The organism is Streptomyces sp. NPDC017993, from assembly GCF_044328065.1.
GTDB lineage: Bacteria > Actinomycetota > Actinomycetes > Streptomycetales > Streptomycetaceae > Streptomyces.
Map to the genome: position 1 here is coordinate 1 of NZ_JBIRGO010000005.1, position 26885 is coordinate 26885.

The following is a 26885-nucleotide window of genomic DNA, read 5'->3' on the forward strand; positions in this document are numbered from 1 at the left end:
GGGGGGGGGGCCGCGGGGGGCGCGGTTGGGCCCGGGGGCGGGGGGGGGGTGTTTTTGGGGGGGGGTGGGGGGGGGGGGCCCGGTGGGGGGGGGGGGGGGGGGGGGGGGGGGGGGGGTTCGGGGGACGCGTCATGACGCGTCCCCGTACCCCACCACCCCTCCGATATCGCGCCCCGCCGGCCACTCCGACCACCCGATACGGTCCGCTGACCCACCCCGCCCGGGCCGTTGAGCCGAATGGCACGATGTCCCGCATGACCACCGGGCCCGCCGCACGCGCCGCACGCGCCGCGATCTTCGCGGTCGTCTGTGTGGCGACGGCGGCCCTGGGGCACGCGCTGATGTCCGCCGCGCCCTTGCCGTGGTGGGCTCTCGCCGCAGCTTTCTGCGGCACCAGCGGGGCGGCGTGGTGGCTGACCGGACGGGAACGCGGTCCGTTGGTCATCATCGGCTCCACCGTCCTCGCCCAGCTCGGTCTGCACTCACTGTTCAGCCTCGCGCAGGCCTCTTCCGGTGGGCCGGCCTCTTCCGGTGGACAGGCAGGTCATGCCTCGTCCGCGGCCGGCTGGACGGCACAGTTCCTGTGCGGGACGCCCGGCGCCGCACCCACGCACGCCTCGCAGGAGGCAGTGATCCGGCTGCTGCACCACGCCGGCCTCGGATCCGGGAATGCGGACGTACCTCTCCCGACGTCCTCGGGCGGTATGAGCGGCATGGACCACATGGCTCGCATGGGGCACATGGCTCACGGGGAGCACATGGCCGCCATGTCCGGCGCCATGGACCACATGCCGATGTCGCATGCGGGCCACAGCTCCATGGGGATGTCGCTGGCCCACGCACTGGCCGCGGTGCTCTGCGGACTGTGGCTGTGGCGCGGCGAGGCGGCGGGATTCCGGCTCGGCCGCAGCCTGGCGGCGTCGCTGTTCACCCCCTTGCTGCTGGTGCTGACGACACTGCGGTGGGCCGGACGTACGCCGTCCGCCGCTCCGGTGGCCTGCCCGACGGTGGTGCGCCTGCGCGGCGTGCTGTTCCAGCATGTCCTCTCCCGAAGGGGCCCGCCCGGGCTTTCGCTGTGCGGCTGACCGCGCGTCGCCGGTGCGCTCCGGGCCATAAGGGCTAGGGGCGTTGCCGCGTCGACGGGTGGCGTACCGGCGTGCCCGCGCGGCCGTCCCGATGGACGTCCCGCGCTCCCGCATGCCGGCCCTTTGACCATGTGGTGCTCTCCCGGACCCCGCCGGCCGTCGGTGCGGTAGGCCGACGGCCGGCGGGGTCGCGGAGCGCCGCTCGCCGGCGGAGCCGTGCCACGCCATGGCACAGTCCCGCAGTCACCGAGAGACCCTTTGCGATGACCCCTGTCCTGCCCGCGACGACCCGTGGATCGCGGGCCCCCGTCGAAGACGAGCGCGTGACCGCCTTGGCGCTGGCGGCGCGAGACGGAAACTCCGACGCCGTCGACCGCTTCGTCCGTGCCACGCACCAAGATGTGTGGCGGTTCGTGGCGCACCTGAGCAACGACCTGAACGGAGCCGATGACCTGACTCAGGAGACCTTCCTGCGGGCCCTCACCAGCCTGCCGAGATTCGCCGGACGCTCCTCGGCACGCACCTGGTTGATGTCCATCGCCCGCCGCGTCGTGATCGACCGCTACCGAGCGGCCGCCGCACGCCCGCGCATCACCGACGTCGCGGACTGGCAAACCGTGGCCGAACACACCCAGCCACGCGAGCTGCCGGGATTCGACGAGGGCCTGGCGATGGGCGAGTTGCTCGAATCGCTGGACTGCGAGCGCCGTGAGGCATTCGTGCTCACGCAGTTGGTCGGCCTCCCCTACGCGGATGCCGCAGCGGTGGTGGGCTGCCCGATCGGCACCGTGCGCTCACGTGTCGCCCGCGCCCGCGCCGACCTCATCACCTGGCTGGAGACCGCGGAGCGCGCCGCTACGGCCTCCCGTGGGGTGGCGGCGTAGCGAGTTCCGTTCGTGGGGGCAGCAACCAGCTCTACAGGGCGGCGAGTTCGGCCCGATGAGCTGTTGAGCTGAGATCCCGAACCCGCTCGGTCTCGATGTACCGTGCCCGGTGCCCCTTGGACAGGGGGCACCGGGCACGGGGGGCACGGCATGAGTCGAAGACGGTATGTGGCCAGAGGGGTCCCCGGCGGGTACCGCATCTGGGACAACAAGGGGCGCAGGTGGTGGGGTGACCACTACGAACTGTGCCCTGATGATCTCCTCACCGAACTGAACGGCGCCGCCGACCACGGGAAGATCACGGCTCTCCTCAAGAGGTACCGGGCCCTGAAGCGCTGAGGGGCCCGAGACGCGCCCGTTCCGGCAGGGGCGGCGGGGCTCCCGGCGGCGTAAATTCGCGGCATGGTGACTTCGATGACGCGCGATGACTATGAGCGACGCATGGAGCGAGCGGGGCAGGCGGCCGCCAATGCCGGGCTGGCCGGGCTCATCGTGACCCCGGGACCGGACATGGAGTGGCTGTGCGGCTACCGGCCGCCCGCCGCCACCGAGCGGCTGACCGCGCTGGTCCTCCAGCCCCGGCAGCGGCCGCGGCTGCTGGCGCCCGCGCTGGAGTTGCCCGACGCGAAGCGGTCCGAGGGTGCCAAGGCGATGCAGATGTCCGGGTGGCGTGACGGCGCGAACCCGTACGCGGAGGTCGCCAAGTGGCTGGACGGCGAGGGGCGTTACGGGGTGTCGGACTCGACCTGGGCGATGCACCTGCTGGGGTTCCAGCGCGCGCTGCCGGGGAGCGCGTATGGCGCGCTGACAGAGGTCCTGCCGATGCTGCGCGCCGTCAAGGACGCCCATGAGGTGGAGCGGCTCGCGGCGGCCGGGGCGGCCGCGGACGCCACGTACGAGAAGATCCTGGGCTTTCCGTTCGGGGGCCGCCGGGAGCGCGAGGTGGCGGCGGATCTCGCGCGGCTGCTGACCGAGCACGGGCACAGCCAGGTCGACTTCACGGTGGTCGGGTCGGGCCCCAATGGCGCCAATCCGCACCACGAGGCCGGGGACCGGGTGATCGAGGACGGGGACATGGTGGTGCTCGACTTCGGTGGCCTGAAGGACGGGTACGGCTCGGACACGACGCGGACCGTGCATGTCGGGCCGCCGAACGCCGAGGAGCGCAAGGTGCACGACATCGTGCGGGAGGCGCAGCAGACGGCGTTCGAGGCGGTACGGCCCGGGGTGGCGTGCCAGGAGATCGACCGGGTGGCCAGGAAGGTGATCAAGGCCGCGGGATACGGCGAGTACTTCATCCACCGGACCGGGCACGGCATCGGGGTGACCACCCACGAGCCGCCGTACATGGTCGAGGGGGAGCATCTGCCGCTGGTGCCGGGGATGTGCTTCTCGATCGAACCGGGGATCTATCTTCCGGGGCGGTTCGGGGTGCGGATCGAGGACATCGTGACGTGTACGCAGACGGGCGGACGCCGGCTGAACGAGACGGCGCGCGAGATGGCGGTGGTGGGCTAGCCGGCGCCTGGTGCCGGCCCAGGGCCCAGCACCGGGGCCGGTCTTCGTCTCGCGGACATGCCCTAGGGGATCAGTACGACCTTGCCCATCGTGGCGCGGGTCTCCAGCGCGCGGTGGGCGGCCGCGGCCTCCGCCAGGGGGAACGTCTGCACCGTAGGGATGAGTCGGCCGGCGGCCGCCTCCGCGAGTGCTGCCGTCTCCAGGGTGCGGAGCGGGTTGTCGCCGCCCGCTCTCCGTCGGTCAGCTCCAGGGGGCCGCCGTCGAGCGGGCCTGCGGAGGACCAGCCGAAGACGAGGTGCCGGGCCGCCCGGTGCGAGGAGGCCGACGGCGGCGCGGCCCGCCGCGCCGCCGACGGAGTCGAAGACGATGCCGGCGCCGGGAGCCGCGCGTGCGTCGAGGAAGCCGCGTACGAGGGAAGGCCACTCGTCGTCGGTGTAGTCGACGGCGAGATCGGCGCCCAGTTCGCGGGCCCGCGCCACCTTGGCGGTGCCGCCGGCCAGCCCGATGACCGTCGCCCCGGTGTTCTTCGCATACTGCACGAGCAGTGAGCCGATGCCGCCCGCGGCCGCGGGAACGATCGCGATGTCGTCGGCGGTGAGGTCGGCGAAGAGCAGGATGCCCATGGTCGTACGGCCGGTGCCGATCATGGCGACCGCCTGGCCGGCGTCGAGGCTGTCGGGGATCGCGTGCAGCCGGTCGGCCGGTACGGCGGCCAGTTCGGCGTGGCCGCCGGGGACCATCCCGAGGTGGGCGACGACGCGCCGGCCGAGCCACGCGGGGTCGGTGCCCACGCCCAGGGCGTCGACGGTGCCGGCCACTTCGCGGCCCGGCACCGTCGGCAGCTCCGGAGGGGGCGCGGGGCCGCGGTGTCTGCCCTGGCGCAGGGCCGTGTCCAAGAGGTGCACGCCGGCCGCCGCCACGGCGATCCGGACCTCACCGGGGCCCGGCCGGGGATCGTCGACCGTCTCGTAGGTGAGGTTCTCTGCGGGACCGAAGGTGTGCAGCCGTACGGCGTGCATGGCGTGGTGCCTCCTGGGACGTGGCTTCGCGGTGGCCGCGCTCCCCGTCGGGTGGCTGTGCATGGTGGCCGTGCCCACCACTCCACTACCTCAAGGTTGGTTGAGGTCAACACCCGTGCGGTGGGCCGTGGTGGCTCCGAGGGCACGTGAGACTGCCCCGATGGCGCTGGTGAACGACACCTCGCTCAGCACTCCGGGGGCCGCGACCTGATCGCCCGCCAGGTAGACGCCGTATCCGCGGTCCACTGCCGGGCGGTCGCGCCATGTGGTGCCCGGCAGATCGACCGCCCCCGTACGGCCGATGGCCAGCGACTCGCGACGCCAGGTGGTGCGTTCGCGCCACCTGGGGAAGCCCGCGTCCAGGAGGCGTTCGGCGCGTGCGACGCCGTCGGCACGCCGTTCGTCCGGGGCGATGCCGATCTGGCCCTGGAGGAGCTGCTCGCCGCGCGGGGCCAGGCCCGGGTCCTGGGAGGTGAACCGCTCGATCCAGCCGGAGAAATCGAGCCCGGACAGCGCGAACGGGTCTCCGCGCCGGGTCCGCACGGCGATGTCGAGCAGCACCGTCCGTGCGCCCGTCCAGTGGAGGCCGTCATCTTTGAGAAGGGTGCGGGCGGCGTCGAGCTGGGTGGCGACGATGACCGGGTTCTCCTCCGGAAGCGAGTCGACGCGGGAGCCGGTCTCGATGCGTACGCCGAGGCCGCGGGCGTGGCTCGCCATCCGCGCGATCAGTGCGCCCCAGCCACCGCGGAGGTAGTGGGCCTCGGGCGGCAGGCTGGTGGTGCGGCGCAGTCGTTCCTGCACGAACGCGGCGGAGAGGAGGCCCGGGTCGTGGTGGAAGGTCGCGACGCCCACGTAGTTCGCCGCCGCGCGGGCGGCCGACTCGCCGACCCGGCCGCTCGCCCAGCTGAAGAAGTCCTGGTCGACGGGGGCGTTCTTGCGTCCGCGCAGTTTCAGGACGCCGAGCGGCGGTAGCCGGTGCAGGCTGCCGCGGTGGAAGAAGCGCAGCCCGGCGAGGTCCCGCAGCGGCGGTGCGGCCAGTGGCTTGAGCAGGCCGCGCTGCTTGAGCCAGGCCCAGTGCGGGCCGCCGTTGTAGAGGGCGTGCGGGCCCTCGTTGGTGCGGTACGGCGCGTCGGCGGTACGCGCGCGGCCGCCTAGGGTCCGGTGTCCCTCGTGGAGGGTGACGACGGCGCCGGCCTCCGCGGCCGAGATGGCCGCGGTCAGGCCCGCGAAGCCGCCTCCGATCACGGTGATCTGCTGGGGCATGGGGTGCTCCTTGGTGGGTCGGTCGTCGTGGGTGCTGGGGGGGCCTTTGGTGGCCGGTGGGCGGCCGGTGGTGGACGGCGGGTTCCGGGTTGTGGCGGTCGTGGACTTGGACGGGTGGCCGGGGGTCGGTTGTGACACGGGCTCGGGGCGGGCCTCGCGGAGTCCGTGTTTTCGCAGGTCGTGCGGGCTGTGGGCGGTGGGGGCCGCGGGGTGTCCGCGGTGGTGCCTCGCGCTGTTGTCGAGGGCGCCGTCCGGGGCGTTGTCAGTGGCGTGGTTCACGATGGGTGGGCAGGAGCGGATCGGTCCGAGGAGCGGTCCGTCGATCGGGGTCCAGTGGCTGGAAGGCGGTGATCGCGTGACGGGGCGCGGCAAGGAGACGGTGCGCGCGGTGCGGCGGGCCGAGGTGCGGTTGCCGGAGCTGCAACCGCATGACGGCGGCGCGTTGGAGCCCGAAGGGGACTACGACGGCCTGGAGTTCACGGAGGCCGACTGGGCGGGGCAGGCGGCGCGCGGAGCCCGTTTCATGGACTGTGCGGTGCGCCGGTGCGCGCTGGACGAGACGGTGCTGAGCCGGGCGCGGATCATCGACAGCGTGCTCAGCGGCGTGCGGGGCGTCGGGACGGACCTGTCCGAGGCATCACTGCGCGACGTGGAGCTGACGGACGCCAGGCTCGGGGGGACGCAGCTGCACGGCGCGGTGCTGGAGCGGGTCGTGGTGCGCGGCGGGAAGATCGACTTCCCCAATCTGCGCAAGGCGAAGCTGCGGGATGTCGTCTTCGAGGGGTGCGTCCTGGTCGAGGCGGACTTCGCGGGTGCGGAGCTGCATCGGGTGACGTTCGACGACTGCACCCTCGCCCGGGTGGACTTCACGGATGTGCGGATGAAGGACGTCGATCTGCGGGGTGCCGCCGTGGTGGACATCGCGCGCGGCATCGACCGACTGGCCGGCGCGGTGATCAGCCCGGCCCAACTGCTCGATCTGGCACCGGCGTTCGCGGCGCAGATCGGGGTGCGGGTGGATTGAGGGAGGCGCTGGATGGTGCCGGGGGCCACCCCCGAGCACCTACGGGAGGGAGGGGCCGGCCGCGTCGGTCCCAGGGAGAGACGTCACTCAGATACGGGGAAAGCGGGCCTGGAGGTCCCAGATGATCGGGTTGTCGCCGAGGCCGTCGTGCATATCGGTGAGGTCGGCGATCAGGTCGTGCAGAAAGTCGCGCGCCTCCCGGCGGAGCGCCGAGTGGTTGAAGTTGAGCGGGGGCTCGTCGGCCGGCATCCAGTCGGCTTCGACCTCCACCCACCCGAAGCGGCGCTCGAAGAGCATCCGGTCGCTGGATTCCGTGAAGTCCAGCTCGGCGTAGATCGAGCGGGCGGAGCGGTTGCCACGAGGGTCGGTGTCGAGCTGCTCGACGATGTCGCACAGCGCCCAGGCGAAGTCCAGGACCGGCACCCATCCCCATGCCGTGGACAGCTCGCGGTCCGACTTCGTGTCGGCGATGTAGACGTCGCCGCAGAAGAGGTCGTGACGCAGCGTGCGCACATCGGCGGTCCGGTAATCCAAGTGCGAAGGATCCGGAAAGCGCCGGGAGAGGGAGTAGCCGAGGTCGATCACCTCTTGATGGTGTCACGCCGGTGTGGCGGGGCATCGCCCGCATCGGCCCGGGCGCCCGGGCCGTCGGGGCCGTAGGTTCGTGAGCGGTCGCGGGCGCGACACGGGGGCGCCGGCACGGGGCAACGGCTACCGCCGGGCTGTTCTGATTCGGGTGCCTGAGGGCGCGGACGATCCCGGTGATCGTGAGGAGTCGGCTGCAGCTCCGGGCGACCGCGAGGAGTCCGCCGCATGGACTCCGGGCGCCGGACGGCGTGCGTCACCGCGGGGGAGCGCTCACAGATCGCGGCCCGGCCGCGGCCGCGGCTGCCGCTCGGGTCAGGGCAACAGCCGCTGCTCCTTTGCCACGGAGACCGCGCCGGAGCGGGTGTCCACCCCGAGTTTGTCGTAGATGCGCCCGAGGTGCGTCTTGACGGTCGCCTCGCTGATGAACAGCGCACGGGCGATCTCCCGGTTGCCCAGGCCCCGCGCGAGCTGGCCGAGGATGTCGCGCTCCCGGTCGGTGAGGGTGGGGCGCGGGCTGCGCATACGGGCCAGGACGCGGTGGGCGACCGGCGCGGACAGGGCGCTGCGGCCCTGTGCCGCGGCATGAATGGCGGAGAAGAGTTCCTCCGGGCGCTCGGCCTTGAGGAGGTAGCCGGTGGCGCCGGCCTCGATGGCGCGGGTGATGTCGGCGTCGGTGTCGTACGTGGTCAGGACGAGGACGTGGGGGCCGGGGGCGGGATCAGCGGAAGAGCTGGAGGAGCCGGAGAGGGCCGCCCGGTGGGCGGTGATGCGTCGGGTCGCCTCGATGCCGTCGATACCGGCGCCGAGTTGCAGATCCATCAGTACGACATCGGGTCGGAGCTTGGCGGCCATCGCCACGGCCTCCTCACCGTTGCCTGCCTCCCCGACGACCTCGATGCCGGGCGCGCTGCTGAGCAGCGCGAGCAGCCCGGCGCGTACGACGGCGTGGTCGTCGCAGAGCACGACGCGGACGGGCGAGGGCGGTGACGCCGGCACGGGCGCCGGGGCGTGAGGTGTGCTCATGGGGTGGGCTCCAGGGGGACGGCGGCGGACAGGACGGTGCCCTCGCCGGGCGCCGACTCGATGGTGAGGGTGCCGCCGAGCTGCCGCATCCGGGCGCGCATGGCGGGCAGGCCGTGGCCCCGTACGGGAGTGGCGGCGGGCGGTTGCGCCGGCCCGGCCCGGCCGGACGCGTCCGCGGGGTCGAAGCCGTGGCCGTCGTCGGCGATGTCCAGGACGACTTGGTCGCCGAGGTAGCTGAGGGTCAGGGCGACGGAGGTCGCGAAGGCGTGTTCATCGACGTTCGCCAGGGCGCCTTGGGCAACGCGCAACAGGGCGGACTGCACCCGGTCGGGCAATGGGGTGGGCGTGCCGTCGAGGTGGAAGCGCACGGCGAGCGCTCCCGTCGCGTCAGGCGCTGACCGGCTTGCGCGGGTGGCCAGTTGGCGGAGGGCTTCGGGGAGGGATGTGCCGTCGGCGAGGTCCGCGGGGGCGAGGTCGTGGACGAAGCGGCGCGCTTCGGCGAGGTTGCGTGCGGTGATCTCCGTGGCCGTACGGACGTGGCCGCGAGCGGTGTCCTGGGAGGTGTCCCACGTGCGCTCGGCAGCCTGCAGCAGCATCTGCTGGCTGGACAGGCCCTGGGCGAGCGTGTCGTGGATCTCCATGGACAGCCGCTGGCGCTCGGCGAGGGTTCCCTCGCGCCGTTCCGTGGCGGCCAGTTCGCGGCGGGTCCGGATCAGGTCGTCGATCAGCGCACGCTGGCGCGCGGCCTGCCGCTCCATGTGGACGAAGACGGCGGTGGCGAGTGCGGCGACCGCCGGCGGGGCCAGCAGCAGATTCGGGTCGAAACCGGTCGACAGCCGCAGTTGGGCGGCGACCACGAACGCGGTCAGCACCCCGACGAGCAGCGACGCGGCGCCGGCGGGCAACGTACGCAGGCCCGTGTAGAAGAGCGGCACCGCGCACCAGGCGAAGCTCGGCGCCAGGAGGACCAGGACGACCCAGATCGCGACGACCGCACCCAGCCAGACCAGCCTGCGTGGGGTGGGCCGCCGCTCGTCGTGCGTACGGGGACCGAGCGTCGGCCCGAGGACGTAGAGCAGGGCGAGGGCGAGGCTGAGGGCGATGATCCACGGCGTGCGGGGCTCGCCGGGGTGCCGGATCAGGAAGCGGGCGAGCGAGGCGCTTAGCAGCAGAAAGAACGCCGTGTGCATGACCGGGCCCAGGAGTCGGGCGTCCGGATTGGGGTCCTGGTCGGCGTGGCGGTCGTTCCGTACGGGGGCCTGGCCTCTGCGTCGTTCCGCGTCACGGAGGAGGTCCGCCGGGGTGGGCGAGGAGGGGGAGGGGCGCTGCTGCGGTGTGTGCACGTGGGTCTCCTTGCCCGGGCGCTTCGTGATCGTCACCCGGGGCGCCGCCGGAACGGCTGGTCACGGCCGGAGCCGCCGGCACCGCCGGCCCTGCGGGCATCGCCCTCGGGAGTGGCCGACCGTGGGGCGCTCGGGCGCCCGGCCGTAGCCGTGACTGCCGTGGGGCGGCCGCTGCCCGGTGGTCGTTACCCCGTAGTCGTAACCCGGCCGGGGCGCGGCCCGCATCAACCGATCGGCTGACACCCGTATCCACCATCATGCACGGCCACCCCAGCCGGTACGTCGACCCGCGTGGCCCCGCCCCGCTCCGAGGATGGATGTGGGCCGACACGGCAGGTACGGCACGCAGTCCGACCCAGCAGGTCCGAGACACCCTCGCCGTCGTCCTCAGCCCTCAGAACCCGCCCCTCCCTCCCGTCCCAGCGTCACCTCAAGGAGCCCGAGATCATGAAGAAGCTGTCCCTCCGCGCCCGTGTTGTCACCGGTGCCGCCGCTGTCGCCCTGGTCGGCGCGGGCACCTTCGGAGCCGTGTCCGCGACGGCCGCGCCGTCGCCGGCCGCCTCCCAGCCGGCCGCGGCCACTGCCGACGCCGGCGACAAGAACCTGACCCGGTCCACGCACCTCCGCATCGACGCCGCCACCAAGGCCGCGCAGGCCGCACTGGACGCCGCGGAGAAGGCGGGCCAGAAGGTCTCGGTCGCCGTGGTGGACCGCAACGGCAACACGCTCGTGCAGCTGCGCGGCGACGGCGCGGGCCCGCAGTCCTTCGAGTCGGCGACCAAGAAGGCATACACCGCCGTCGCCTGGAACGCCCCGACCTCCGAGCTGGTCAAGCGCCTCGACACGGCGCCCACCCTCAAGGACATCCCCGGCACCCTCTTCCTGGCGGGCGGCGCGCCGGTGCAGGCCGAGGGCGCGCCGGTCGCGGGCATCGGTGTGGCCGGCGCCCCGAGCGGTGCCGCCGACGAGCAGTTCGCCCAGGCGGGCGCGGCGGCGCTCGGGAAGTAACCCGTCGCGAGCGCCGTGCCCCTCGCCGGCACGAAGCGCCGAGGGCCGGCTCCCCATGGGAACCGGCCCTCGGCTGCGCTGAACGCGTCAGAACTCGGGTGTCGTGATCAGACGTTGACGCCGAAGTCCTGGGCGATGCCGACGAGGCCGGAGGCGTAGCCCTGGCCGACGGCGCGGAACTTCCACTCGGCGCCGTTGCGGTACAGCTCGCCGAAGACCATGGCGGTCTCGGTCGCCGCGTCCTCGCTGAGGTCGTAGCGGGCGATCTCGGTGCCGCCGGCCTGGTTGACGATGCGGATGAAGGCGTTCCGCACCTGGCCGAAGTTCTGGCTGCGGTTCTCGGCGTCGTAGATGGAGACCGGGAAGACGATCTTCTCGACGTCGGCCGGCAGGCCCGCCAGGTTGACCTTGATCTGCTCGTCGTCGCCCTCGCCCTGGCCGGTGACGTTGTCGCCGGTGTGCTCGATGGACTGGTCCGGCGTCACCTTGTTGTTGAAGAAGACGAAGTGCTGGTCGGAGTAGACCTTGCCGCTCGGGTTGACCGCGATGGCGCTCGCGTCGAGGTCGAAGTCCGTGCCGGTGGTGGTCCGGACGTCCCAGCCGAGGCCGACCGTGACGGCGGTCAGGCCCGGTGCCTCCTTGGTGAGCGAGACGTTGCCGCCCTTGGACAGGCTTACAGCCATGGGGATGCCCTTTCCTCGTCGAATTCGTCGGGCTCCGTACTGCGGACGAAGCTACCGTCATCCACCTCAACGCCGTCAGGGGACCACGAGGTTCCAGCTGCCTTTACTTTCTTTGCCGAATCCTGATGCCGTGCCCCGAGAAATCCTGAGGTTGGCCCCCTCAGGGGTCGCCCCACCGGCGGTTTTGCGCCTACCCAGTCGTGTGCAGCGGGAAAAGTGGGTGACGGGACGGCCGCGAAGGCGGGATCATGGGACGCATGTCCGGGCCCTATGTCATCCGCGGTTCGGTCGTCCTTCCAGAGGCCGAGCTCGTATGGCGTTTCTCGCGGTCCTCAGGTCCGGGCGGCCAGCACGTCAACACCAGCGACAGCCAGGTCGAGCTGCGCTTCGACCTCGGCCGAACGCATGCGCTGCCTCCTGTGTGGAAGGAGCGCGCCCTGGAGCGGCTGGATGGCCGGCTGGTCGACGGCGTGCTGTCCGTACGGGCCTCCGACCACCGCTCGCAGTGGCGCAACCGCGAGACCGCGGCCGTCCGGCTGGCGGCGCTGCTGGCGCAGGCCACCGCGCCACCGCCCAAGCCGCGCCGCAAGTCCCGCATTCCGCGCGGCATCAACGAACGGCGGCTGCGGGAGAAGAAGCAGCGCGGCGACACCAAGCGCGGACGCTCCGGCCGCGACTGGGGCTGAGAAGGCGCGCCCCGGGAGCCAGCTGTTCCGCTCCCGCCACCACCTCAGCCCAACCGCCGGTACTTCCCCCGGAAGTACGTCAGCGGCCCGTCGTCCTCCGCCAGGGCCGAGGCCGTCAGGACGCGGCCGATGACGAGGGTGTGATCGCCGGCGACGATCCGCTGTTCGGTGCGGCATTCCAGGGTGGCGAGGGCGCCGCCGATCAGCAGAGCCCCGGCCGCTTCGCCGCGTTCATGCGGAATGCCCTCGAAGAGAAGCCGGTCACTGATGCGGTTCTTCATCGCGAAACGCCCGGCAATGTGGCTTTGACTCTCCGACAGCACCGAAACCGCCCAGAGCGGCTGTTGCTCCAGGAGGTCATCCATGCGTGAGTCGTTGCGAACGCTCACCATCACCAACGGCGGTTCGAGCGATACGGACAAGAAAGCGGTCGCGGTCATGCCGACGTCCTCGCCGCGCGGCCCGTCGTCCGGGTCGTGCGCGGTGATCAGCACGACTCCGGCGGCGAGTCGGGACAGGGCGGCGCGGAACTCGTCGTCACTCACCCCCACAGAATGCGGGATCGGCGGCCCGCCCGGCACGGACGTGGGCGCGACCGTCGGTGCGGCGGCGGTGTCGGCGGTGGTGGGCCGGTCTGCGGCGGCGGTTTTCGTGAACACGCCATGCACGCTAACTTCGTCCCCCCGCTCCGCGCATCGGGCCCTGGGACCACCTGTGTCCTAGGTCTGTCGACGGAGGGGTGCGGAAGGACGGATTTGCGTTCAGGAAGTGTAGGAGCGCTCCCACCCGGCTTCCCTGGGGGAGCGCCAACCACTCCTGATCTCTTGTGACTTGGGTCACAGCAAGCGTTAATTGTTGACCCTGTGTACCGGGTGAACAGCTCACTGTGATTCAGTGAGCGAGGAATCGGACGACCAAGAATCGTGGAGTTGCTGTCGAGGTCTCAGGGAGAGCGAGCGATGGAGACCGAGTCGGAGCCATACGTCCGTCTTGCGACCCTGCGGCAGCTGCACCAAGTGGTCGCCGAGCTGAACACCGCACGCAGCCTTGCGGACACGTTGCAGACAGTCGCCGACGGCGCGATCGCCGGGCTGGGCTATGAGCTGGCCGCGGTCAATCTCGTCCGCCCCGACGGCGACCTCGTCGTGGCCGCGGTGGCCGGCAGCGCGGGTGCCGAGGCGTTGATGGCCGGGCGGGTCGGTTCGCGGTCCTCCTGGGAGCGCCGGCTGGCCATGGGTGAGCGGTGGGGCGACCTCTGCTTCATCCCGCACACCGAGGGCTGGGTGCTGGACGACGATGACGTCCCCCAGTGGCACACCGCGGGCCCCGCGCCCCGCTTCCCCGACGAGTGGCACCCCATGGACCGCCTGTTCGCGCCGATGTACGCGGCGGCCAACGGCGGTGGCGAGCTGCTCGGCGTGATCTCCGTCGACCGGCCGCGCAACGGCCGGCGCCCCGGGCCCTGGGGGCAGGAGGCGCTGCAGATGTACGCCTTCCAGGCCGCGATCGCGATCAGCAATGCACGGCTGCGGGCGAACATGCAGCGCGCGCTGGTCCGGCTGGAGCGCGATCAGCAGGCCCTGCGGGCCAGTGAGGAAAGCTTCCGCCAGGCCTTCGAGTACGCGCCCAGCGGGATGGCAGTCGCCGAGATGGGCGGCGACCAGCACGGTCGGCTGCTGCGCACCAACGACGCGCTGTGCCGGCTGCTGGGCCGCCCGGCCGCCGCGATGCGCCGGTACTCCTTCTCCGACCTGGTGCACCCCGAGGACATCGGCACCCTGCTGCGCACCTCTGCCGAGGGCGGCCGGGCGGAGCTGCGGCTGGCCCGCCGCGACGGCACCTACGTCTGGGTCTCGCTGCGGAACTCCGTCGTCGCCGACACCACCGACGGGCCGCGTTTCCTGCTCACCCACGTCGAGGACATCGAGGAGCGCAAGCGGCACGAGCTGCAGCTCGCGCACCGTGCCAGCCACGACTCGCTGACCGGCCTGCCGAACAGCGCCGAGCTGCGCTCCCGGCTCGGCGCCCGGCTGTGCTCCCGCCCGCCCAGCTCACTCGCCGACTCCTACGCCGCCTCGGCGACCGTCTTCGCCGACCCCCGGGACCCGCACGGCTTCGGGGCGGACGGCAAGGAGCCGTTCGAGGGGGTCGACGGCTTCGAGGGCAAGGGCCCGGCCCCGTACGACCACCATGTGCACACCGTCGCGCCCCCGGACGGCGCCGCGGACGACGGGTCCAAGGGGCTCGCGGTGCTCTTCTGCGACCTCGACGGCTTCAAGTCGATCAACGACCGGTTCGGGCACCACACCGGTGACGCGGTGCTGATCGAGGTCGCCCGCCGGCTGACCAGCGGCGTCCGTGACGGCGATACGGTCGCCCGGCTCGGCGGCGACGAATTCGTGGTGCTCGCGGACGGCCTCGGCACGGCCGACGCCCAGGATCTCGCCGTCCGCCTGCGGAACGCGATCATTCCGCCGATCCGGGTGGACGGCCGGGCGGTCCGGGTCGGTGCCAGCTTCGGCATCGGCTGGGCGAGCTGCGGGATGACCGCCGAGGAGGTCCTCGCGTCGGCGGACCAGCGGATGTACGTCGAGAAGCGGTCCCGTTCGAAGGCGAACCGGCGGGCGGGCTGAGGCCCGGTCCGCCTTCGCCGCTCCGGTGGCGCAGGCTCCGCCCGCTCCTCCCCTCCGGCCTGAGACTCCGGTCACCACCAGGTCCTCCCGCCCGCCCGCAGAGGTGCCGTAAGGTGCGACCCACCGCACCCCTTTCCGCGCGCCTGTCGTCCCAGCTCATCCGCTCGTCGCACGCGTCGCGCACCGCCGCCCCGCACCCCCCGTTCACCGTTTTGTAGCGATCTTGTGGCTGTCCGGGCCCGGCGTGACAATGCCCGAAAGGGGTAGGCTGCGCCGATGCGGCGCGGTGCCGCCGGGGGCCCGAAAGAGACAGTTCGCGCATCTACGTGCGGACGCGTACAGACGCGTACAGATCGCTTGGGAGTGACACGGAATGACGGCCGGCAACAACGGCGCGGACACGCCGGAGAACGACGACCCGTTCGCCTACCTCTACCGCTCGGAAGGCGGCGAGGACGGCGCGGCGGGCCCGTCGGGCGACGGCGCGGCGGCGCGGCAGCCGGGAGTCCCGCGTACCTCCTACAACCAGGTGCGTGCGGTCGGCCAGCGGCAGTACGGCGGCCAGCAGCAGTACGGCAGCCCGCAGCAGGCTCCGCAGAAGGCGTACGGGCAGCAGAACGCCCACTACGCCGCCCCGGAGACGCTGCCCGGCGGTGACCGCGCGCGCAACGGGTCCGGCCCGGGGTACAGCGGTGGCCAGGAGCCCCGCCGTAACCGCAACGGCCTGCTGATCGGCGCCGTCGCGGTGGTCGCGGTGGTCTGCATAGGCATCGGCGTCGCGATGCTCACCAACGGCAAGGACGGCGCGGACGACGAGGCGGGCAACGCCGGTCCGTCGGCCGGCGCCTCGGTGGCGCCCAGCGACGAGCCCACCAGCAAGCCCAGCGCGGGCGAACTCCCCAAGATCGACGCGGGTGGCCTGCGGCTCGACGGCGGCGCGAGCACCGCGAAGGACGTCCCGGGCGCGCGCTCGTCCAGCGGCGCCTACGTCGCCGGGATGAACACCCCCGGCGCGTCGGCCACGTGGACGGTGGATGTCGACAAGTCCGGCCAGTACAAGCTCTGGGTCGGCTACGGCGTCCCGGGCAAGGACGCGAACCTCACCCTGGGTGTGAACGGCGCGGCCGCGACCCGTCCGGTGAACATGGAGAACTTCGCCCACGCCGCCGAGGGCGCCTGGGACAAGGGCTGGACCAAGACCTGGTCGTATGTGCAGCTCAACAAGGGCACGAACAGCGTCAAGCTGTCCTGCGAGAGCGGCAACCAGTGCGATGTGAACCTCGACAAGGTGTGGCTGGCCCACAAGTAGGCCCCGGCGTCCGCTGGCACCGGGCGCCCGCCCCCTTCCCCCGGCCCCGCGCGCGCCCCGGACACGGCCTGGGGCGAGTCAGCAAAGCCCGTCTCGCCCGCGTCGCTCCCCTCAGCTACCGCTGGGAGGTGCCCCCAGGTACGCACTCCCCGAGAGGGGCCCAGCTGCGTTGTCGGGATCGTCCACGTGGACCCACTACGAGGGCGACCCTCCGCCTTGCGATCGCGCTCCGGCTTCCGAAGGCGGCTGTGAGCTGAGACGGGGCGGGTGCGACGAGCGCAGTGCACCGGACGCCGCGGCCCCCGCCCTACGGGCGGACGACGGGACTTCGCGGACACGCCCTGGGGCTGTTCACGCCGCTGTCGGATGCTCCGTCACGGCCACGCGGGACAGCAGCTCTTCGTAGGTCGCGGTGTCGAACTCCCCTGCGGCCGGGGCCCGTACGGTCGCCGCCGAGAGGGCCACCGCGCGGGTCAGGCGCTCCGGCCAGGACAGCCCCTCGACCAGCCCCGACAGCAGACCGGCCACGGCGGAATCGCCGGCGCCGGTCGGGTTGCCTGCGATGCGGCGCGGCGGGGCGGCCTGCCAGGCGCCGTCGGCGGTGACGGCGAGCATGCCGTCCGGGCCCAGCGACGCGGCCACCGCGTGGGCGCCGCGACGGCGGGCGTCGCGGGCGGCGCGCAGCGGTTCGGTGCTGCCGGTGAGGGCGGCGAGTTCGTCGGCGTTGGGCTTGGCGAGGTCGGGGCGGGCGGCGAGGCCGCGGCGCAGCGGTTCGCCGCTGGTGTCCAGCAGGACCGGGACCCCGGCGCCGCGCGCGGCGCGGGTGAGGCGGGCGTAGACATCGACCGGGACGCCCGGCGGGAGGCTGCCGCACAGCGCCACCGCCTGCGCGTCGCCCAGCAGTTCGCGGTAGGTGCCGAGGAAGGTGTCCCATTCGGCGGGGGTGACGACCGGGCCCGGTTCGTTGAGCTGGGTGGTGTCGCCGGAGGCCCCGTCGACGACGGCGACGGTGCGTCGGGTGGCGCCGCCCACCGGCACCAGCGCGTCGGTGACGTCGGACTCCTGGGTGAGCAGGGCGCGCAGGGAGTCGCCGGTGCCGCCGCCCGCGAAGCCGGTGGCGACCGTGCGGTGGCCGAGCGCGGCCAGGACCCGGGCGACGTTCAGGCCCTTGCCGCCGGGCCGTTCGGCGACCTCGGTGACCCGATTGGTGGTGTGCGGTCGGAGCCCGGGGACGCGATAGGTGATGTCCAGGGCGGCGTTCAGCGTGACCGTGAGGATCATGGTTCCCCCTCCCGCGCCGTGCTCGGACGGCTTACCGGTGGACAGCAGCCGTTGGCCGGGCAGTCGTTGGCCGAGCAGCCGCCGGTCGGACGGCTGCTGGTATCGCAACCGCCCTCGGCGGTGGCATGCGGACAAGTGCGCGAGCGATCATGCCATCGCCGACGGTCGTTGGCCCAGACCCGGGCCGGTCACCATCCGATGAGCGGCCGGCCACCGGGTGGCCGGCCGCTCGCCACCGAGCGTTCCCGTGCGGGCGGTCAGACGCCTGCCGGACGGACCAGCCACTCGCCCCGGCGCATGACGCCCACCAGGTCATGCGCGGCGTCGAGCACCACCAGGTCGGCGTCCTTGCCGGGCGCGAGGGAGCCGGTCCGGTCGTCGATGCCGAGCAGCCGGGCGGGGTTGGTGGAAAGCGCCTGGACGGCTTGGTCGACCGTCAGGTCGTCGACGGTGACGGCACGCTTGAAGGCGCGGTCCAGGGTGAGCGTGGAGCCCGCGATGGAGCCCGCCGTGGGGCCTTCGCTGATCCGCGCGACGCCGTCCCTGACCTCGACCCGCATCGGGCCGAGCGGGTACATCCCGTCGGTCATGCCGGCCGCGCCCATGGCGTCGGTGATGAACGCGACCCGGTCGGCGCCCGCGTCGCGGAAGGCCATCTGCAGGATCGCGGGGTGCAGATGTGTGCCGTCGTTGATCAGCTCGACGGTGATCCGCTCGTCCTCCAGCAGGGCGGCGATCGGGCCCGGGGCCCGGTGGCCGAGGCCCGGCATCGCGTTGAAGAGGTGGGTGGCGACGGTGGCGCCCGCGTCGATGGCCTCGCGGGTGGCCTCGTAGGAGGAGTCGGTGTGGCCGATGGCGGCGATCACGCCGGCGTCGGCGAGCAGCCGTACGGAGTCCAGGCCGCCGGGCAGTTCGGGGGCGACGGTCATCATCCGGGCGGTGCCGTGGGCGGCGTCGATGAGCTTGCGGACGTCGGCCGGGTCGGGGTCGCGCAGCAGCTCCGGCTGGTGTGCGCCGCAGCGGTGCGGGGAGATGAAGGGGCCCTCGAAGTGGATGCCGGCCAGCTCGTCCTGCTGGACGAGTTCGGCGAGCACGGCGGCCTGCCGGGCCAGGTCGGCGAGGTCGCCGGTGACGGTCGAGGCGACCATGGAGGTGGTGCCGTGCCGGCGGTGGGTGGCGGCGACCGTCAGGCATTCCTCGGGGTCGGCGGAGGAGAAGGAGCCGCCGCCCCCGCCGTGGACGTGCACGTCGACGAAGCCGGGGACGATGAGGTGGCCGGTCAGGTCGACGGTGGTGGCCGCCGCGGGCGGCGCGACGTCGCCCCTTCTTCGGCTGTCGCCGCCTCGGTCCCCGCCCCGGTCGGCGTCCCGGCTGCGGATGTCGGCGATGCGGCTGCCCTCGACGGTGATCCGGCCGTTGTCGACGACGCCGGACGGCCGGGCGATCCGGGCGCCGGTCAGCACGGTGCGCCGGGGGTCCGAGGGCCGTCCCGCGGTGTGTTGCTGTGCCATCAGGCGGTTACCTCCGTGGAGAGAAGATCCCAGGCGAGGAGTCCTGCGCCCAGGCACCCGGCGGCATCCCCCAGGGCCGCCGGAACGATCGAGGGGAGCCGCTGGAACGTAACGCGCCGGCGGACCGCTTCCCGGAGAGGCTCGAAGAGCGTGTCACCCGCCTCGGCGAGTCCGCCGCCGATGATCAGCGTCTGCGGGTCGAGCAAGGTGAGCCCGGTGACCAGGCCGTCGGCGAGGGCGTCCACGGCGGTCTGCCAGACGGCCAGGGCGCGCTCGTCGCCTGATGCCACGGCCTTGGCGGCGTCCGCGGCGCCGGCCTGCGGATCGCCGCACGCGGCGGCCCAGTCGCGGCCGACCGCGGCGGCCGAGGCCAGCGTCTCCAGGCAGCCGCGCTGACCGCAGCCGCACTCGCGCCCACCGGGGCGTACGACGATGTGGCCGATCTCGCCGGCGCTGCCGTGGGCACCGGCTTCGATGCGTCCGCCGATGCCGATTGCGCCCGCGATGCCGGTGCCCAGGGGCACGAAGAGGAAGCGGTCGGCGTCCTTGCCGGCGCCGATCCGGCCTTCGGCCAGGCCGCCGGTGCGGACGTCGTGGCCGAGGGCGATGGGGATGCCGCCGAGGCGCTCGGAGAGCAGGGCCCGCATCGGGACGTCCCGCCAGCCGAGGTTGGCGGCGTAGACGGCGATCCCGTCGGCTTCGTCGACGATGCCGGGGACGGCGACCCCGGCGGCCAGGGCGGGGGCGCCGAAACGCCTGAGGCCGATGTCGCGCAGCTCGGCGGCGAAGCCGAGCACGGTCTCGACGACCTCGTCCGGGCCGCGCTCGCGGCCGGTGGGCCGCCGCGCTTCGTGGAGCAGCGTGCCGTCCGCCCCGGCGAGGGCGGCTTTCATCCCGGTGCCGCCCACATCAAGGGCGATGACGTGTTTCACGGGAACAGTTTCGCGCGATCCGATACAAAAGGTCTAGTCCACTCACCGTACGTTCTGCTTTCTGTCCGCCGCGGTCCCGACGGTGCCTGACCGCCCGGCGCCCCGAGGGGCCCCGGGCGGCCTGGGGAAGGGCGGCGGCGAACCCGAATGCCGAGTGGTGTAGACCTTGTGTCGGAACGCGGGAGACACCCGCTGTTCATGCCGGCCGAGGGCGATCCCCGAGGCCGCGGGGCAAACCCGTACAGCACGGAATTTCAGGACAAAGGGCGGTAGTGGCAGTGCAGCGGCGGTACGTGAGCCTGACGGCGGCGGGGATAGCCACCGCCATGACACTGACTCTCACCGGCTGCGGCAGCTCCGGTGACGACGGCGACGTCACCCTCAAGCTCGTCGCGGCGGACTACGGCGACAGCCGGTCCAACAGCTCCCAGCACTACTGGGACCGGCTCAGCCGCGCCTTCGAGAAGAAGAATCCCGGCATCAAGATCGATGTCGAGGTCCAGCCCTGGACGGACGTCGACAAGAAGGTCGCGGACATGGTCGAGGCGGGCAACGCCCCGGACCTCGCGCAGATCGGCGCGTACGCCGACTACGCCGCCGACCACAAGCTCTACAGCGCCGACCAGCTGCTCTCCATCCCCACCCAGGCGGACTTCACCCCCTCCCTCGCCGAGGCCGGCGAATACGAGCGCATCCAGTACGGCATGCCGTTCGGCGCGAGCACCCGGCGGCTGTTCTACAACAAGAAGCTGTTCGCCGAGGCCGGCATCACCACACCCCCGAAGAGCTGGGACGACATCGCCCACGACGCCGAGCTGCTGAAGGCACACGGCGTGAAGATGCCGTTCGCGCTGCCGCTCGGCCGGGAGGAGACGCAGGCCGAGACGCTGATGTGGATGCTCAGCGGGGGCGGCGGCTACACCGACAGCATCGGCAAGTACACGATCGACTCGCCGGAGAACGTCAAGACCTTCCAGTGGCTCCAAAAGGACCTCGTGGGCAAGGGACTGACCGGTACCGACCCCGCCGAGCTCAACCGCGCGGACGCCTTCCAGGGCTTCGCCGACGGCGAGGTCGGCATGCTCAACGGCCATCCCACGCTGATGAAGCAGGCAGCCGCCAAGGGCATCGACTACGGCACCGTCGAGCTGCCCGGCATCAACGGCAAGGCCAAGGCCACCATGGGCGTCGCCGACTGGATGATGGCGTTCAAGCAGCACGGCCACAGCAGGCAGATCGGCAAGTTCCTGGACTTCGTCTACAGCGAGAAGAACGTCCTGAAGTTCTCCGGCGACTACGGCCTGCTGCCGGTCACCGAGTCGGCGTCGGAGGCCATGCTCGCCGACCGCCGCTACGCCAAGCTGCACAGCTTCCTCAAGCAGCTCGGCAACGCCGAGTTCTACCCGGCCGACAAGACCTCCTGGCCACTGGTCTCCAAGACCATCAAGGCCAAGGTGGCCGGCGCGGTCGGCCCCAAGGGCAACCCGGCCGGTGTCCTCACCGACATCCAGAACACCGCGGACGCCGCCGACAACACCGGCGAGTGACGCCCACGGCGGCCCACCGGGAGGTGTCAGACGGTGGGCTTATCGTGGAATCGTGATGACGAGCGGACCGGGCGGCGCGGGGCGTGGCGCCGGCGGAGAGGCCGATGTGAGCGGGAGCGGAGCCGGGGCGGACGCCGGTGCCGCCGACGGTCCCGGCATAACGCCTCTCTCCACCCGGGACGAGGCGGTCCTCGCGGTCGAGCGCCGCTCCTGGCCGGGCCCCGGCGCCAAGGAGCGCGTCATCCGTGAGCGCCTGGGCATCTCCCCGACCCGCTATTACCAGCTCCTGAACGCCCTGTTGGAAGACCCGCGCGCCCTCGCGCACGACCCGGTCACCGTCAACCGCCTGCGCCGCGTACGGGACGCCCGCCGCGCCCGCCGCTGACGGCCGCCCCGGGGACGCAGCGCCCGCCGCCCGGATGCCCCCGTGCACCCGGCGTGCGCCGGTGGTCCGCCGGTAGGGTCGTCGACATGGGCAGCCTCTCGAACGACGCGCCACAGTCCTCACCGACGCCGCACTCCGTGCCGACGCCGGCCACCGCCGCGGGCCGAGAAGGCATCGCCGCGCTGCTGGCCCGGCCCGAACGCGCCGCCATCGCTCTCGACTTCGACGGCACCCTCGCCGACATCGTCCCCGACCCCGAGAAGGCCCGCGCCCACGCCGGCGCGACCGCCGCCCTCGGCCGGCTCGTGCCCCGGCTGCGCGCCGCCGCGGTGATCACCGGACGCCCGGCCGGCCTCGCGGTCCGCCTCAGCGGCGTCGCGCACGCCCCCGGCCTGGAACACCTCGTCGTCCTCGGCCACTACGGCGCGGAGCGCTGGGAGGCGGCCTCCGGCGCCGTGCAGGCCGCGCCCCCGCACCCCGGCGTCGCCGCCGTACAGGCCGAACTCCCCGCCACCCTGGAGAGCACCGGCGTCTGGCACGGCCCCTGGGTCGAGACCGCCATCGAGCTCAAGGGCGGCCGGGCACTCGCCGTCCACACCCGCCGTGCCGCGGACCCGCAGACCGCCTTCGACCGGCTGCGCGGCCCGCTGACCTCGCTCGCCGAACGCCACGGCCTGATCGTGGAGCCCGGCCGGCTGGTCCTGGAGCTGCGCCCACCGGGCATGGACAAGGGCGTCGCGCTCGCCGACTGGGTCCGTGAGACCGGTGCCAAGACCGTCCTGTACGCCGGTGACGACCTCGGCGATCTGGCCGCCTTCGCCGCCGTGGAGAAGCTGCGCGCCGAGGGCCTCACGGGCGTGCTGGTATGCAGCGGCAGCAACGAGGTCGCCGAGCTGGCGGAGCGCGCCGATCTGGTCGTGGACGGCCCGGCAGGCGTCGTCGGGCTGCTCGGCGCGCTGGCGGACCGGCTGGCCGCCGGCTGAGCGCGCGGGCGTACCCGTCCGGGCAGCGCGCGGCCTACGCCTGGAGCGCCCGCAGCTGGTCGAGGAACCACCGGGCCGGCGGCAGCGCGGTGGCCGCCGCGGCAAGCCGCCGGGTGCGCTCGGCCCGCTCCTCGCCGTCCATCGACAGCGCCGTGTGCAGCGCCTCGGCGGTGGCGTTGACGTCGTACGGATTGACGCTCAGCGCGTCCTCGCCCAGCTCGGCGTGGGCGCCTGCCTCCCGCGACAGCACCAGGGCGCAGCCCTCGTCGGAGACCACCGGGATCTCCTTGGCGACCAGGTTCATGCCGTCCCGGATCGGGTTGACCAGGGCGACGTCCGCCAGCCGGTAGGCGGCCAGCGAGCGCGCGAAGTCGTCCTTGACGTGCAGCACGACCGGCTGCCAGTCCGCCGTGCCGAACTCCTCGTTGATCTCCTCGGCCAGCCGGCCGACCTGGTCGGTGTACGCGCGGTAGACGGCCAGATCCTGGCGCGAGGGGTAGGCGAAGGCGATGTGCACGACCCGCTCGCGCCACTCGGGGCGGTCGGTCAGCAGCCGCCGGTAGGCGAGCAGCCCGCGCACGATGTTCTTGGACAGCTCGGTGCGGTCGACCCGGACGACGGTCTTGCGCCCCACCCCGCCGATCTGCCCGCGCAGCGCCGTCAGCCGCTCCTCGACATCGGGGCGGTGCGCCCGCTCGCGCAGGAACTCCGCGTCCGCGCCGAGGCCGTAGACGCCGACCGAGGTCTTGTGCGGCTTGCCTCCCGCCGTGGCCGACAGGAGATACGGCGCCTCGTCCCCGGGACGGCGCGCCTCGCAGTCCGCGCCGAGCGCCGTCTCGCAGCAGCCGATGAAGGCCCGCGCCCACCGCTCGGTCAGGAAGTTCGCGTGGTCCGCGCCGAGGATGCCGGCCGCCAGCTGCCGCTGGATGTCGTCGGGCAGCATCGCGAAGTACTCCGCCGGGGCCCATGGCGTGTGCGAGAAGTGGGCGATGCGCAGGTCGGGGCGGCGGTCGCGGAGCAGGCCGGGCACCAGCGCCAGGTGGTAGTCCTGCACGAGGACGGCCGCGCCGGGCGCCGCCTGCTCGGCCAGCGCGTCGGCGAAGGCGGCGTTGTAGGCCACGTAGGACGCCCACTGCGCGCGGAAGCCCGAATCGAAGGCAGGCTCCAGAGGCGTTTGGTAGAGCATGTGGTGCACGAACCACAGCACGGAGTTCGCGATGCCGTTGTAGGCGTCGGCGTACACCTCCGCCGGGATGTCCAGCATCCGGACGCGCTGTCCGCCGGTGTCGTCCACGGCGAGCAGCCCACCGGTACGCCGCACCGCCTCCCGGTCGCCCTCGCCGAGCGCGGCGCACACCCACACCGCGTCGGTCTCCGGGCCGATGGCCGACAGGCCCGAGACCAGCCCGCCGCCGCCGCGCTTGGCGGTCAGCACGCCGTCCTCCCCCAGGGCGTAGGAGACCGGACCGCGATTGGACGCGACGAGAACCTCGGCACCACTGCGCTCGGAGACCATGCCGCGAGACTAACCCGCGACAGATCCGCTCAAACGTACGGAGCTCGGTCAGGCCGCCCGTCGCTCGGCGTACTCCGGGATTTCGGCCATCGGAGGCCGCTCCTCGGTGTCCACGTCCGTCGTGCGCGGCACGAATCCCTCCTGCCCGCGGTCGAACTGGGTCAGCCGCGGCCGGATCAAGTGGCCCCGGGTGAGGCGGAGTTGCGCGGTGCGGTAGATCGCCGCGGCCATCCGTCCGAGGGCCTGGCCGTCCTGGTGGCGGTGCTTGCGGACGCCCACGTCGACCTGCGCCAGGGCGTCCAGGCCGACGGTGTGCAGCGCGTCGACGAGCAGGCCCAGCTCGACGCCGTAGCCGACCGGGAAGGGCAGCCGCTCCAGCAGCGAGCGGCGTGCGGCGTACTCACCGCCCAGGGGCTGGACGAAGCCGGCCAGCTGCGGCCAGTGCAGATTCAGCAGCGGGCGGGCCACCAGCTCGGTGACCCGGCCGCCCTGTCCGGCGCCCGAGCCGTCCACGCCGGCTTCCAGCGGGCGGTCGTACATCGCCTTCACGAACTGGATGTCCGGATCCGTCAGCAGGGGGCCGACGATCCCGGAGACGAAGGACGGCGAGAACTCGCGCAGGTCGGCGTCGACGAAGCAGACGATGTCGCCGCTGGTGGCGAGCAGCGAGCGCCACAGCACCTCGCCCTTGCCGGGCAGCGCGGGAAGCCGCGGCAGGACGCTGTCGCGGTGGACGACCCTGGCCCCGGCCGCCGCCGCGACCTCGGCCGTACGGTCGGTGGAGCCCGAGTCGAGCACCACCAGCTCGTCGACCAGCGCCACCGACTCCGTCATCAGCTCGCCGCGGATCGCCGCGACGATCGCGCCGACCGTCGCCTCCTCGTCGAGTGCGGGCAGTACGACACTGACCGTCCGGCCCGTCTGGCGCTTGGCCTCCAGGAGCCGGCCGAGCGGCCGGTCGGCATCGGACCAGGAGCGGCTGCTGAGCCAGCGCTCCACTTCTTCCAGCACGTCTACGATCTCCTCGGTGGCCGCCGATCGACGACCGTGTGATCCATCTCGCGGTTCGGACGACTATCTCAACAGTCACTGCCTTCGGTTACAGTCTTGAACAACGCGGATCACCGTCGTATGTCGGGGGTACCGCAGAACAAACGCCTGGGTTTCGGCCCAGCGCCATACCGCTCATCCAGAGGGGCAGAGGGAAACGGCCCGTTGAAGCCCCGGCAACCCTCCAGCCGGTCTTGCCGCCAGGACGCTGATGTCCCGCGCGCGTGAGGCTCCCGGCTAGGGAAGGTGCCAAATCCGTCTCGTGGCGAGATGCGCCGCGAGGAAGATGAGGAGAAAGGGCCTCGCCTCCATGGCTGTGCAAGTCACCGAAAACACTCCCTCCGTCGCTCTCGGTCCCGCCGCGGCGCTCTCGTGCCGCGAGTGCGGACAGCGCTTCGACCTCGGCCCGATCTTCGCGTGCCAGGAATGTTTCGGGCCGCTCGAAGTCGCGTACGACCTGCCGAGCGGCGACCCCGAGGGCCTGAGGAAGCAGATCGAGGCCGGCCCCGACAACATCTGGCGCTACGCGCCGCTGCTGCCCGTCCCCACCGACGTCGCGGACAAGCCGAACCTGAACCCGGGGTTCACCAAGCTGGTCAAGGCAGACAATCTCGCCCGTGAGCTGGGCGTCACCGGCGGTCTGTACGTCAAGGACGACTCCGGCAACCCGACGCACTCCTTCAAGGACCGCGTCGTGGCGATCGCCGTCGAGGCCGCCCGCGCCTTCGGCTTCACCACCCTGTCCTGCTCCTCCACCGGCAACCTCGCCGGTGCGGTCGGTGCCGCGGCGGCCCGCGCGGGCTTCCGCTCCTGCGTGTTCATCCCGCACGACCTGGAGGCCGGCAAGGTCGTCATGGCCGCGGTCTACGGCGGCGACCTGGTCGGCATCGAGGGCAACTACGACGACGTCAACCGCTTCTGCTCGGAGCTCATCGGCGACCCGCTGGGCGAGGGCTGGGGCTTCGTCAACGTCAACCTCCGCCCGTACTACGGCGAGGGCTCCAAGACGCTGGCGTACGAGATCTGCGAGCAGCTGGGCTGGCAGCTGCCGGACCAGATCGTCATCCCGATCGCCTCGGGCTCGCAGCTGACGAAGATCGACAAGGGCCTCAAGGAGCTGATCGCGCTCGGCCTCGTCGAGGACAAGCCGTACAAGATCTTCGGCGCGCAGGCCGAGGGCTGTTCGCCGGTCTCGACGGCCTTCAAGGCCGGCCACGACGTGGTGCGGCCGCAGAAGCCGAACACCATCGCCAAGTCGCTGGCGATCGGCAACCCGGCCGACGGGCCGTACGTGCTCGACATCGCGCGCCGTACGGGCGGTGCGGTGGAGGATGTCAACGACGAGCAGGTCGTGGACGCGATCAAGCTGCTGGCCCGGACGGAAGGGATCTTCGCGGAAACCGCGGGCGGCGTGACCGTCGGCGTGACCAAGAAGCTCATCGACAGCGGTCTGCTCGACCCGTCCCTGTCCACGGTCGTCCTCAACACCGGTGACGGCCTCAAGACGCTTGACGCCGTCGCCCCCACCACAGGGCCCTCGGCGACCATCCGTCCGAGCCTGGACGCGTTCCGCGCGGCCGGCCTGGCCGGCTGACCCGCCGTACGCAGCCGTAC

General features: G+C 72.5%; 25 protein-coding genes and 1 riboswitch. Of the genes, 13 read left to right on the forward strand and 12 right to left on the reverse strand.

Annotation, left to right across the window (positions count from 1 at the left end):
• Positions 1–254: 254 nt before the first annotated feature.
• The 4 genes from ACH4FH_RS09670 (at position 255) to ACH4FH_RS09685 (ending at position 3487) form a co-directional block, all read left to right on the forward strand.
• Positions 255–1085, forward strand: a complete 831-nt coding sequence (locus ACH4FH_RS09670; RefSeq protein WP_398555230.1) for a hypothetical protein — start codon at positions 255–257, stop codon at positions 1083–1085.
• A 263-nt stretch (positions 1086–1348) separates the two neighbouring features.
• Positions 1349–1969: a sigma-70 family RNA polymerase sigma factor gene (locus ACH4FH_RS09675; protein WP_398555231.1), complete on the forward strand. Its 621-nt coding sequence runs from the start codon at positions 1349–1351 to the stop codon at positions 1967–1969.
• A gap of 150 nt (positions 1970–2119) precedes the next feature.
• Complete coding sequence (locus ACH4FH_RS09680) at positions 2120–2308, forward strand: hypothetical protein (protein ID WP_398555232.1); 189 nt, start codon at positions 2120–2122, stop codon at positions 2306–2308.
• Positions 2309–2383: 75 nt separating this feature from the next.
• Positions 2384–3487: an aminopeptidase P family protein gene (locus ACH4FH_RS09685; protein ID WP_398555233.1), complete on the forward strand. Its 1104-nt coding sequence runs from the start codon at positions 2384–2386 to the stop codon at positions 3485–3487.
• A 62-nt stretch (positions 3488–3549) separates the two neighbouring features.
• On the opposite strand, the gene ACH4FH_RS09690 is transcribed toward ACH4FH_RS09685, so the two are convergent.
• Positions 3550–4506 (reverse strand): alcohol dehydrogenase catalytic domain-containing protein, encoded by a 957-nt coding sequence (locus ACH4FH_RS09690; RefSeq protein WP_398555234.1) that lies wholly within the window; start codon positions 4504–4506, stop codon positions 3550–3552.
• A gap of 90 nt (positions 4507–4596) precedes the next feature.
• Complete coding sequence (locus tag ACH4FH_RS09695; protein WP_398555235.1) at positions 4597–5769, reverse strand: NAD(P)-binding protein; 1173 nt, start codon at positions 5767–5769, stop codon at positions 4597–4599.
• Between the two features lie 379 nt (positions 5770–6148).
• Here ACH4FH_RS09695 and ACH4FH_RS09700 point away from each other — a divergent pair, with 379 nt between their 5' ends.
• Entirely contained in the window at positions 6149–6793 is a 645-nt protein-coding gene (locus ACH4FH_RS09700) for a pentapeptide repeat-containing protein (protein ID WP_398555626.1), read from the forward strand.
• Between the two features lie 87 nt (positions 6794–6880).
• Here the strand turns inward: ACH4FH_RS09700 and ACH4FH_RS09705 are convergent, their stop codons facing one another.
• The 3 genes from ACH4FH_RS09705 to ACH4FH_RS09715 form a co-directional block, all read right to left on the reverse strand.
• Positions 6881–7378, reverse strand: coding sequence for a hypothetical protein (locus ACH4FH_RS09705; RefSeq protein ID WP_398555236.1), 498 nt, complete (start codon positions 7376–7378; stop codon positions 6881–6883).
• 315 nt (positions 7379–7693) lie between these two features.
• Positions 7694–8404: a response regulator gene (locus ACH4FH_RS09710; RefSeq protein ID WP_398555237.1), complete on the reverse strand. Its 711-nt coding sequence runs from the start codon at positions 8402–8404 to the stop codon at positions 7694–7696.
• On the reverse strand, positions 8401–9747 hold the full coding sequence (locus ACH4FH_RS09715) for a sensor histidine kinase (RefSeq protein WP_398555238.1): 1347 nt from the start codon (positions 9745–9747) through the stop codon (positions 8401–8403). Before ACH4FH_RS09715 ends, ACH4FH_RS09710 begins: the two co-directional genes overlap by 4 nt.
• Positions 9748–10194: 447 nt before the next feature.
• Between ACH4FH_RS09715 and ACH4FH_RS09720 the strand changes: the two genes are divergently transcribed.
• Positions 10195–10755: a heme-binding protein gene (locus ACH4FH_RS09720; protein ID WP_398555239.1), complete on the forward strand. Its 561-nt coding sequence runs from the start codon at positions 10195–10197 to the stop codon at positions 10753–10755.
• A gap of 107 nt (positions 10756–10862) precedes the next feature.
• On the opposite strand, the gene ACH4FH_RS09725 is transcribed toward ACH4FH_RS09720, so the two are convergent.
• Positions 10863–11438, reverse strand: a complete 576-nt coding sequence (locus tag ACH4FH_RS09725; protein WP_227046785.1) for a TerD family protein — start codon at positions 11436–11438, stop codon at positions 10863–10865.
• A gap of 257 nt (positions 11439–11695) precedes the next feature.
• Here ACH4FH_RS09725 and arfB point away from each other — a divergent pair, with 257 nt between their 5' ends.
• Positions 11696–12124 carry an alternative ribosome rescue aminoacyl-tRNA hydrolase ArfB gene (gene arfB, locus ACH4FH_RS09730; protein WP_398555627.1) on the forward strand — a complete coding sequence of 143 codons (429 nt, stop codon included), beginning with the start codon at positions 11696–11698 and terminating at the stop codon, positions 12122–12124.
• Between the two features lie 44 nt (positions 12125–12168).
• On the opposite strand, the gene ACH4FH_RS09735 is transcribed toward arfB, so the two are convergent.
• Complete coding sequence (locus ACH4FH_RS09735; protein ID WP_398555240.1) at positions 12169–12783, reverse strand: flavin reductase family protein; 615 nt, start codon at positions 12781–12783, stop codon at positions 12169–12171.
• Positions 12784–13083: 300 nt separating this feature from the next.
• Between ACH4FH_RS09735 and cdgB the strand changes: the two genes are divergently transcribed.
• The gene (gene cdgB, locus ACH4FH_RS09740) at positions 13084–14757 is read left to right on the forward strand and encodes a diguanylate cyclase CdgB (protein WP_398555241.1); all 1674 of its coding nucleotides are present in this window, start codon (positions 13084–13086) and stop codon (positions 14755–14757) included.
• A gap of 373 nt (positions 14758–15130) precedes the next feature.
• The gene (locus ACH4FH_RS09745) at positions 15131–16066 is read left to right on the forward strand and encodes a CBM35 domain-containing protein (RefSeq protein WP_398555242.1); all 936 of its coding nucleotides are present in this window, start codon (positions 15131–15133) and stop codon (positions 16064–16066) included.
• Between the two features lie 351 nt (positions 16067–16417).
• On the opposite strand, the gene ACH4FH_RS09750 is transcribed toward ACH4FH_RS09745, so the two are convergent.
• The 3 genes from ACH4FH_RS09750 to ACH4FH_RS09760 all read right to left on the reverse strand — a co-directional run bounded on the left by ACH4FH_RS09750 (position 16418) and on the right by ACH4FH_RS09760 (position 19790).
• On the reverse strand, positions 16418–17347 hold the full coding sequence (locus tag ACH4FH_RS09750; protein WP_398555628.1) for a 1-phosphofructokinase family hexose kinase: 930 nt from the start codon (positions 17345–17347) through the stop codon (positions 16418–16420).
• Between the two features lie 257 nt (positions 17348–17604).
• Positions 17605–18858, reverse strand: a complete 1254-nt coding sequence (nagA, locus tag ACH4FH_RS09755; RefSeq protein WP_398555243.1) for an N-acetylglucosamine-6-phosphate deacetylase — start codon at positions 18856–18858, stop codon at positions 17605–17607.
• The gene (locus ACH4FH_RS09760; RefSeq protein WP_398555244.1) at positions 18858–19790 is read right to left on the reverse strand and encodes an ROK family protein; all 933 of its coding nucleotides are present in this window, start codon (positions 19788–19790) and stop codon (positions 18858–18860) included. Before ACH4FH_RS09760 ends, nagA begins: the two co-directional genes overlap by 1 nt.
• 278 nt (positions 19791–20068) lie before the next feature.
• Here ACH4FH_RS09760 and ACH4FH_RS09765 point away from each other — a divergent pair, with 278 nt between their 5' ends.
• The 3 genes from ACH4FH_RS09765 to otsB all read left to right on the forward strand — a co-directional run bounded on the left by ACH4FH_RS09765 (position 20069) and on the right by otsB (position 22705).
• Positions 20069–21337 (forward strand): extracellular solute-binding protein, encoded by a 1269-nt coding sequence (locus ACH4FH_RS09765; protein ID WP_398555629.1) that lies wholly within the window; start codon positions 20069–20071, stop codon positions 21335–21337.
• A gap of 106 nt (positions 21338–21443) precedes the next feature.
• Complete coding sequence (locus ACH4FH_RS09770) at positions 21444–21722, forward strand: DUF3263 domain-containing protein (RefSeq protein ID WP_398555630.1); 279 nt, start codon at positions 21444–21446, stop codon at positions 21720–21722.
• A gap of 86 nt (positions 21723–21808) precedes the next feature.
• A complete protein-coding gene (gene otsB, locus ACH4FH_RS09775; protein WP_398555245.1) occupies positions 21809–22705 on the forward strand; it encodes a trehalose-phosphatase in 897 nt (298 codons plus the stop codon).
• Between the two features lie 34 nt (positions 22706–22739).
• Here the strand turns inward: otsB and ACH4FH_RS09780 are convergent, their stop codons facing one another.
• Both ACH4FH_RS09780 and ACH4FH_RS09785 read right to left on the reverse strand, forming a co-directional pair.
• Positions 22740–24221 (reverse strand): trehalose-6-phosphate synthase, encoded by a 1482-nt coding sequence (locus tag ACH4FH_RS09780; protein WP_398555246.1) that lies wholly within the window; start codon positions 24219–24221, stop codon positions 22740–22742.
• A 48-nt stretch (positions 24222–24269) separates the two neighbouring features.
• Positions 24270–25232, reverse strand: a complete 963-nt coding sequence (locus ACH4FH_RS09785) for a glucosyl-3-phosphoglycerate synthase (protein WP_398555247.1) — start codon at positions 25230–25232, stop codon at positions 24270–24272.
• A 171-nt stretch (positions 25233–25403) separates the two neighbouring features.
• A riboswitch (SAM riboswitch) is annotated at positions 25404–25564 on the forward strand.
• A gap of 17 nt (positions 25565–25581) precedes the next feature.
• Here ACH4FH_RS09785 and thrC point away from each other — a divergent pair.
• Positions 25582–26865, forward strand: coding sequence for a threonine synthase (gene thrC / locus ACH4FH_RS09790; RefSeq protein WP_398555248.1), 1284 nt, complete (start codon positions 25582–25584; stop codon positions 26863–26865).
• Positions 26866–26885 lie beyond the last annotated feature (20 nt).

Bases quoted from the DNA above. Each gene is read 5' to 3' on its own strand.
- ACH4FH_RS09670 (WP_398555230.1), top strand. From the start codon at position 255: ATGACCACCGGGCCCGCCGCACGCGCCGCACGCGCCGCGATCTTCGCG.
- ACH4FH_RS09675 (WP_398555231.1), top strand. From the start codon at position 1,349: ATGACCCCTGTCCTGCCCGCGACGACCCGTGGATCGCGGGCCCCCGTC.
- ACH4FH_RS09680 (WP_398555232.1), top strand. From the start codon at position 2,120: ATGAGTCGAAGACGGTATGTGGCCAGAGGGGTCCCCGGCGGGTACCGC.
- ACH4FH_RS09685 (WP_398555233.1), top strand. From the start codon at position 2,384: ATGACGCGCGATGACTATGAGCGACGCATGGAGCGAGCGGGGCAGGCG.
- ACH4FH_RS09690 (WP_398555234.1), bottom strand. From the start codon at position 4,506: ATGCACGCCGTACGGCTGCACACCTTCGGTCCCGCAGAGAACCTCACC.
- ACH4FH_RS09695 (WP_398555235.1), bottom strand. From the start codon at position 5,769: ATGCCCCAGCAGATCACCGTGATCGGAGGCGGCTTCGCGGGCCTGACC.
- ACH4FH_RS09710 (WP_398555237.1), bottom strand. From the start codon at position 8,404: ATGAGCACACCTCACGCCCCGGCGCCCGTGCCGGCGTCACCGCCCTCG.
- ACH4FH_RS09720 (WP_398555239.1), top strand. From the start codon at position 10,195: ATGAAGAAGCTGTCCCTCCGCGCCCGTGTTGTCACCGGTGCCGCCGCT.
- ACH4FH_RS09725 (WP_227046785.1), bottom strand. From the start codon at position 11,438: ATGGCTGTAAGCCTGTCCAAGGGCGGCAACGTCTCGCTCACCAAGGAG.
- arfB (WP_398555627.1), top strand. From the start codon at position 11,696: ATGTCCGGGCCCTATGTCATCCGCGGTTCGGTCGTCCTTCCAGAGGCC.
- cdgB (WP_398555241.1), top strand. From the start codon at position 13,084: ATGGAGACCGAGTCGGAGCCATACGTCCGTCTTGCGACCCTGCGGCAG.
- ACH4FH_RS09745 (WP_398555242.1), top strand. From the start codon at position 15,131: ATGACGGCCGGCAACAACGGCGCGGACACGCCGGAGAACGACGACCCG.
- ACH4FH_RS09750 (WP_398555628.1), bottom strand. From the start codon at position 17,347: ATGATCCTCACGGTCACGCTGAACGCCGCCCTGGACATCACCTATCGC.
- nagA (WP_398555243.1), bottom strand. From the start codon at position 18,858: ATGGCACAGCAACACACCGCGGGACGGCCCTCGGACCCCCGGCGCACC.
- otsB (WP_398555245.1), top strand. From the start codon at position 21,809: ATGGGCAGCCTCTCGAACGACGCGCCACAGTCCTCACCGACGCCGCAC.
- ACH4FH_RS09780 (WP_398555246.1), bottom strand. From the start codon at position 24,221: ATGGTCTCCGAGCGCAGTGGTGCCGAGGTTCTCGTCGCGTCCAATCGC.
- thrC (WP_398555248.1), top strand. From the start codon at position 25,582: ATGGCTGTGCAAGTCACCGAAAACACTCCCTCCGTCGCTCTCGGTCCC.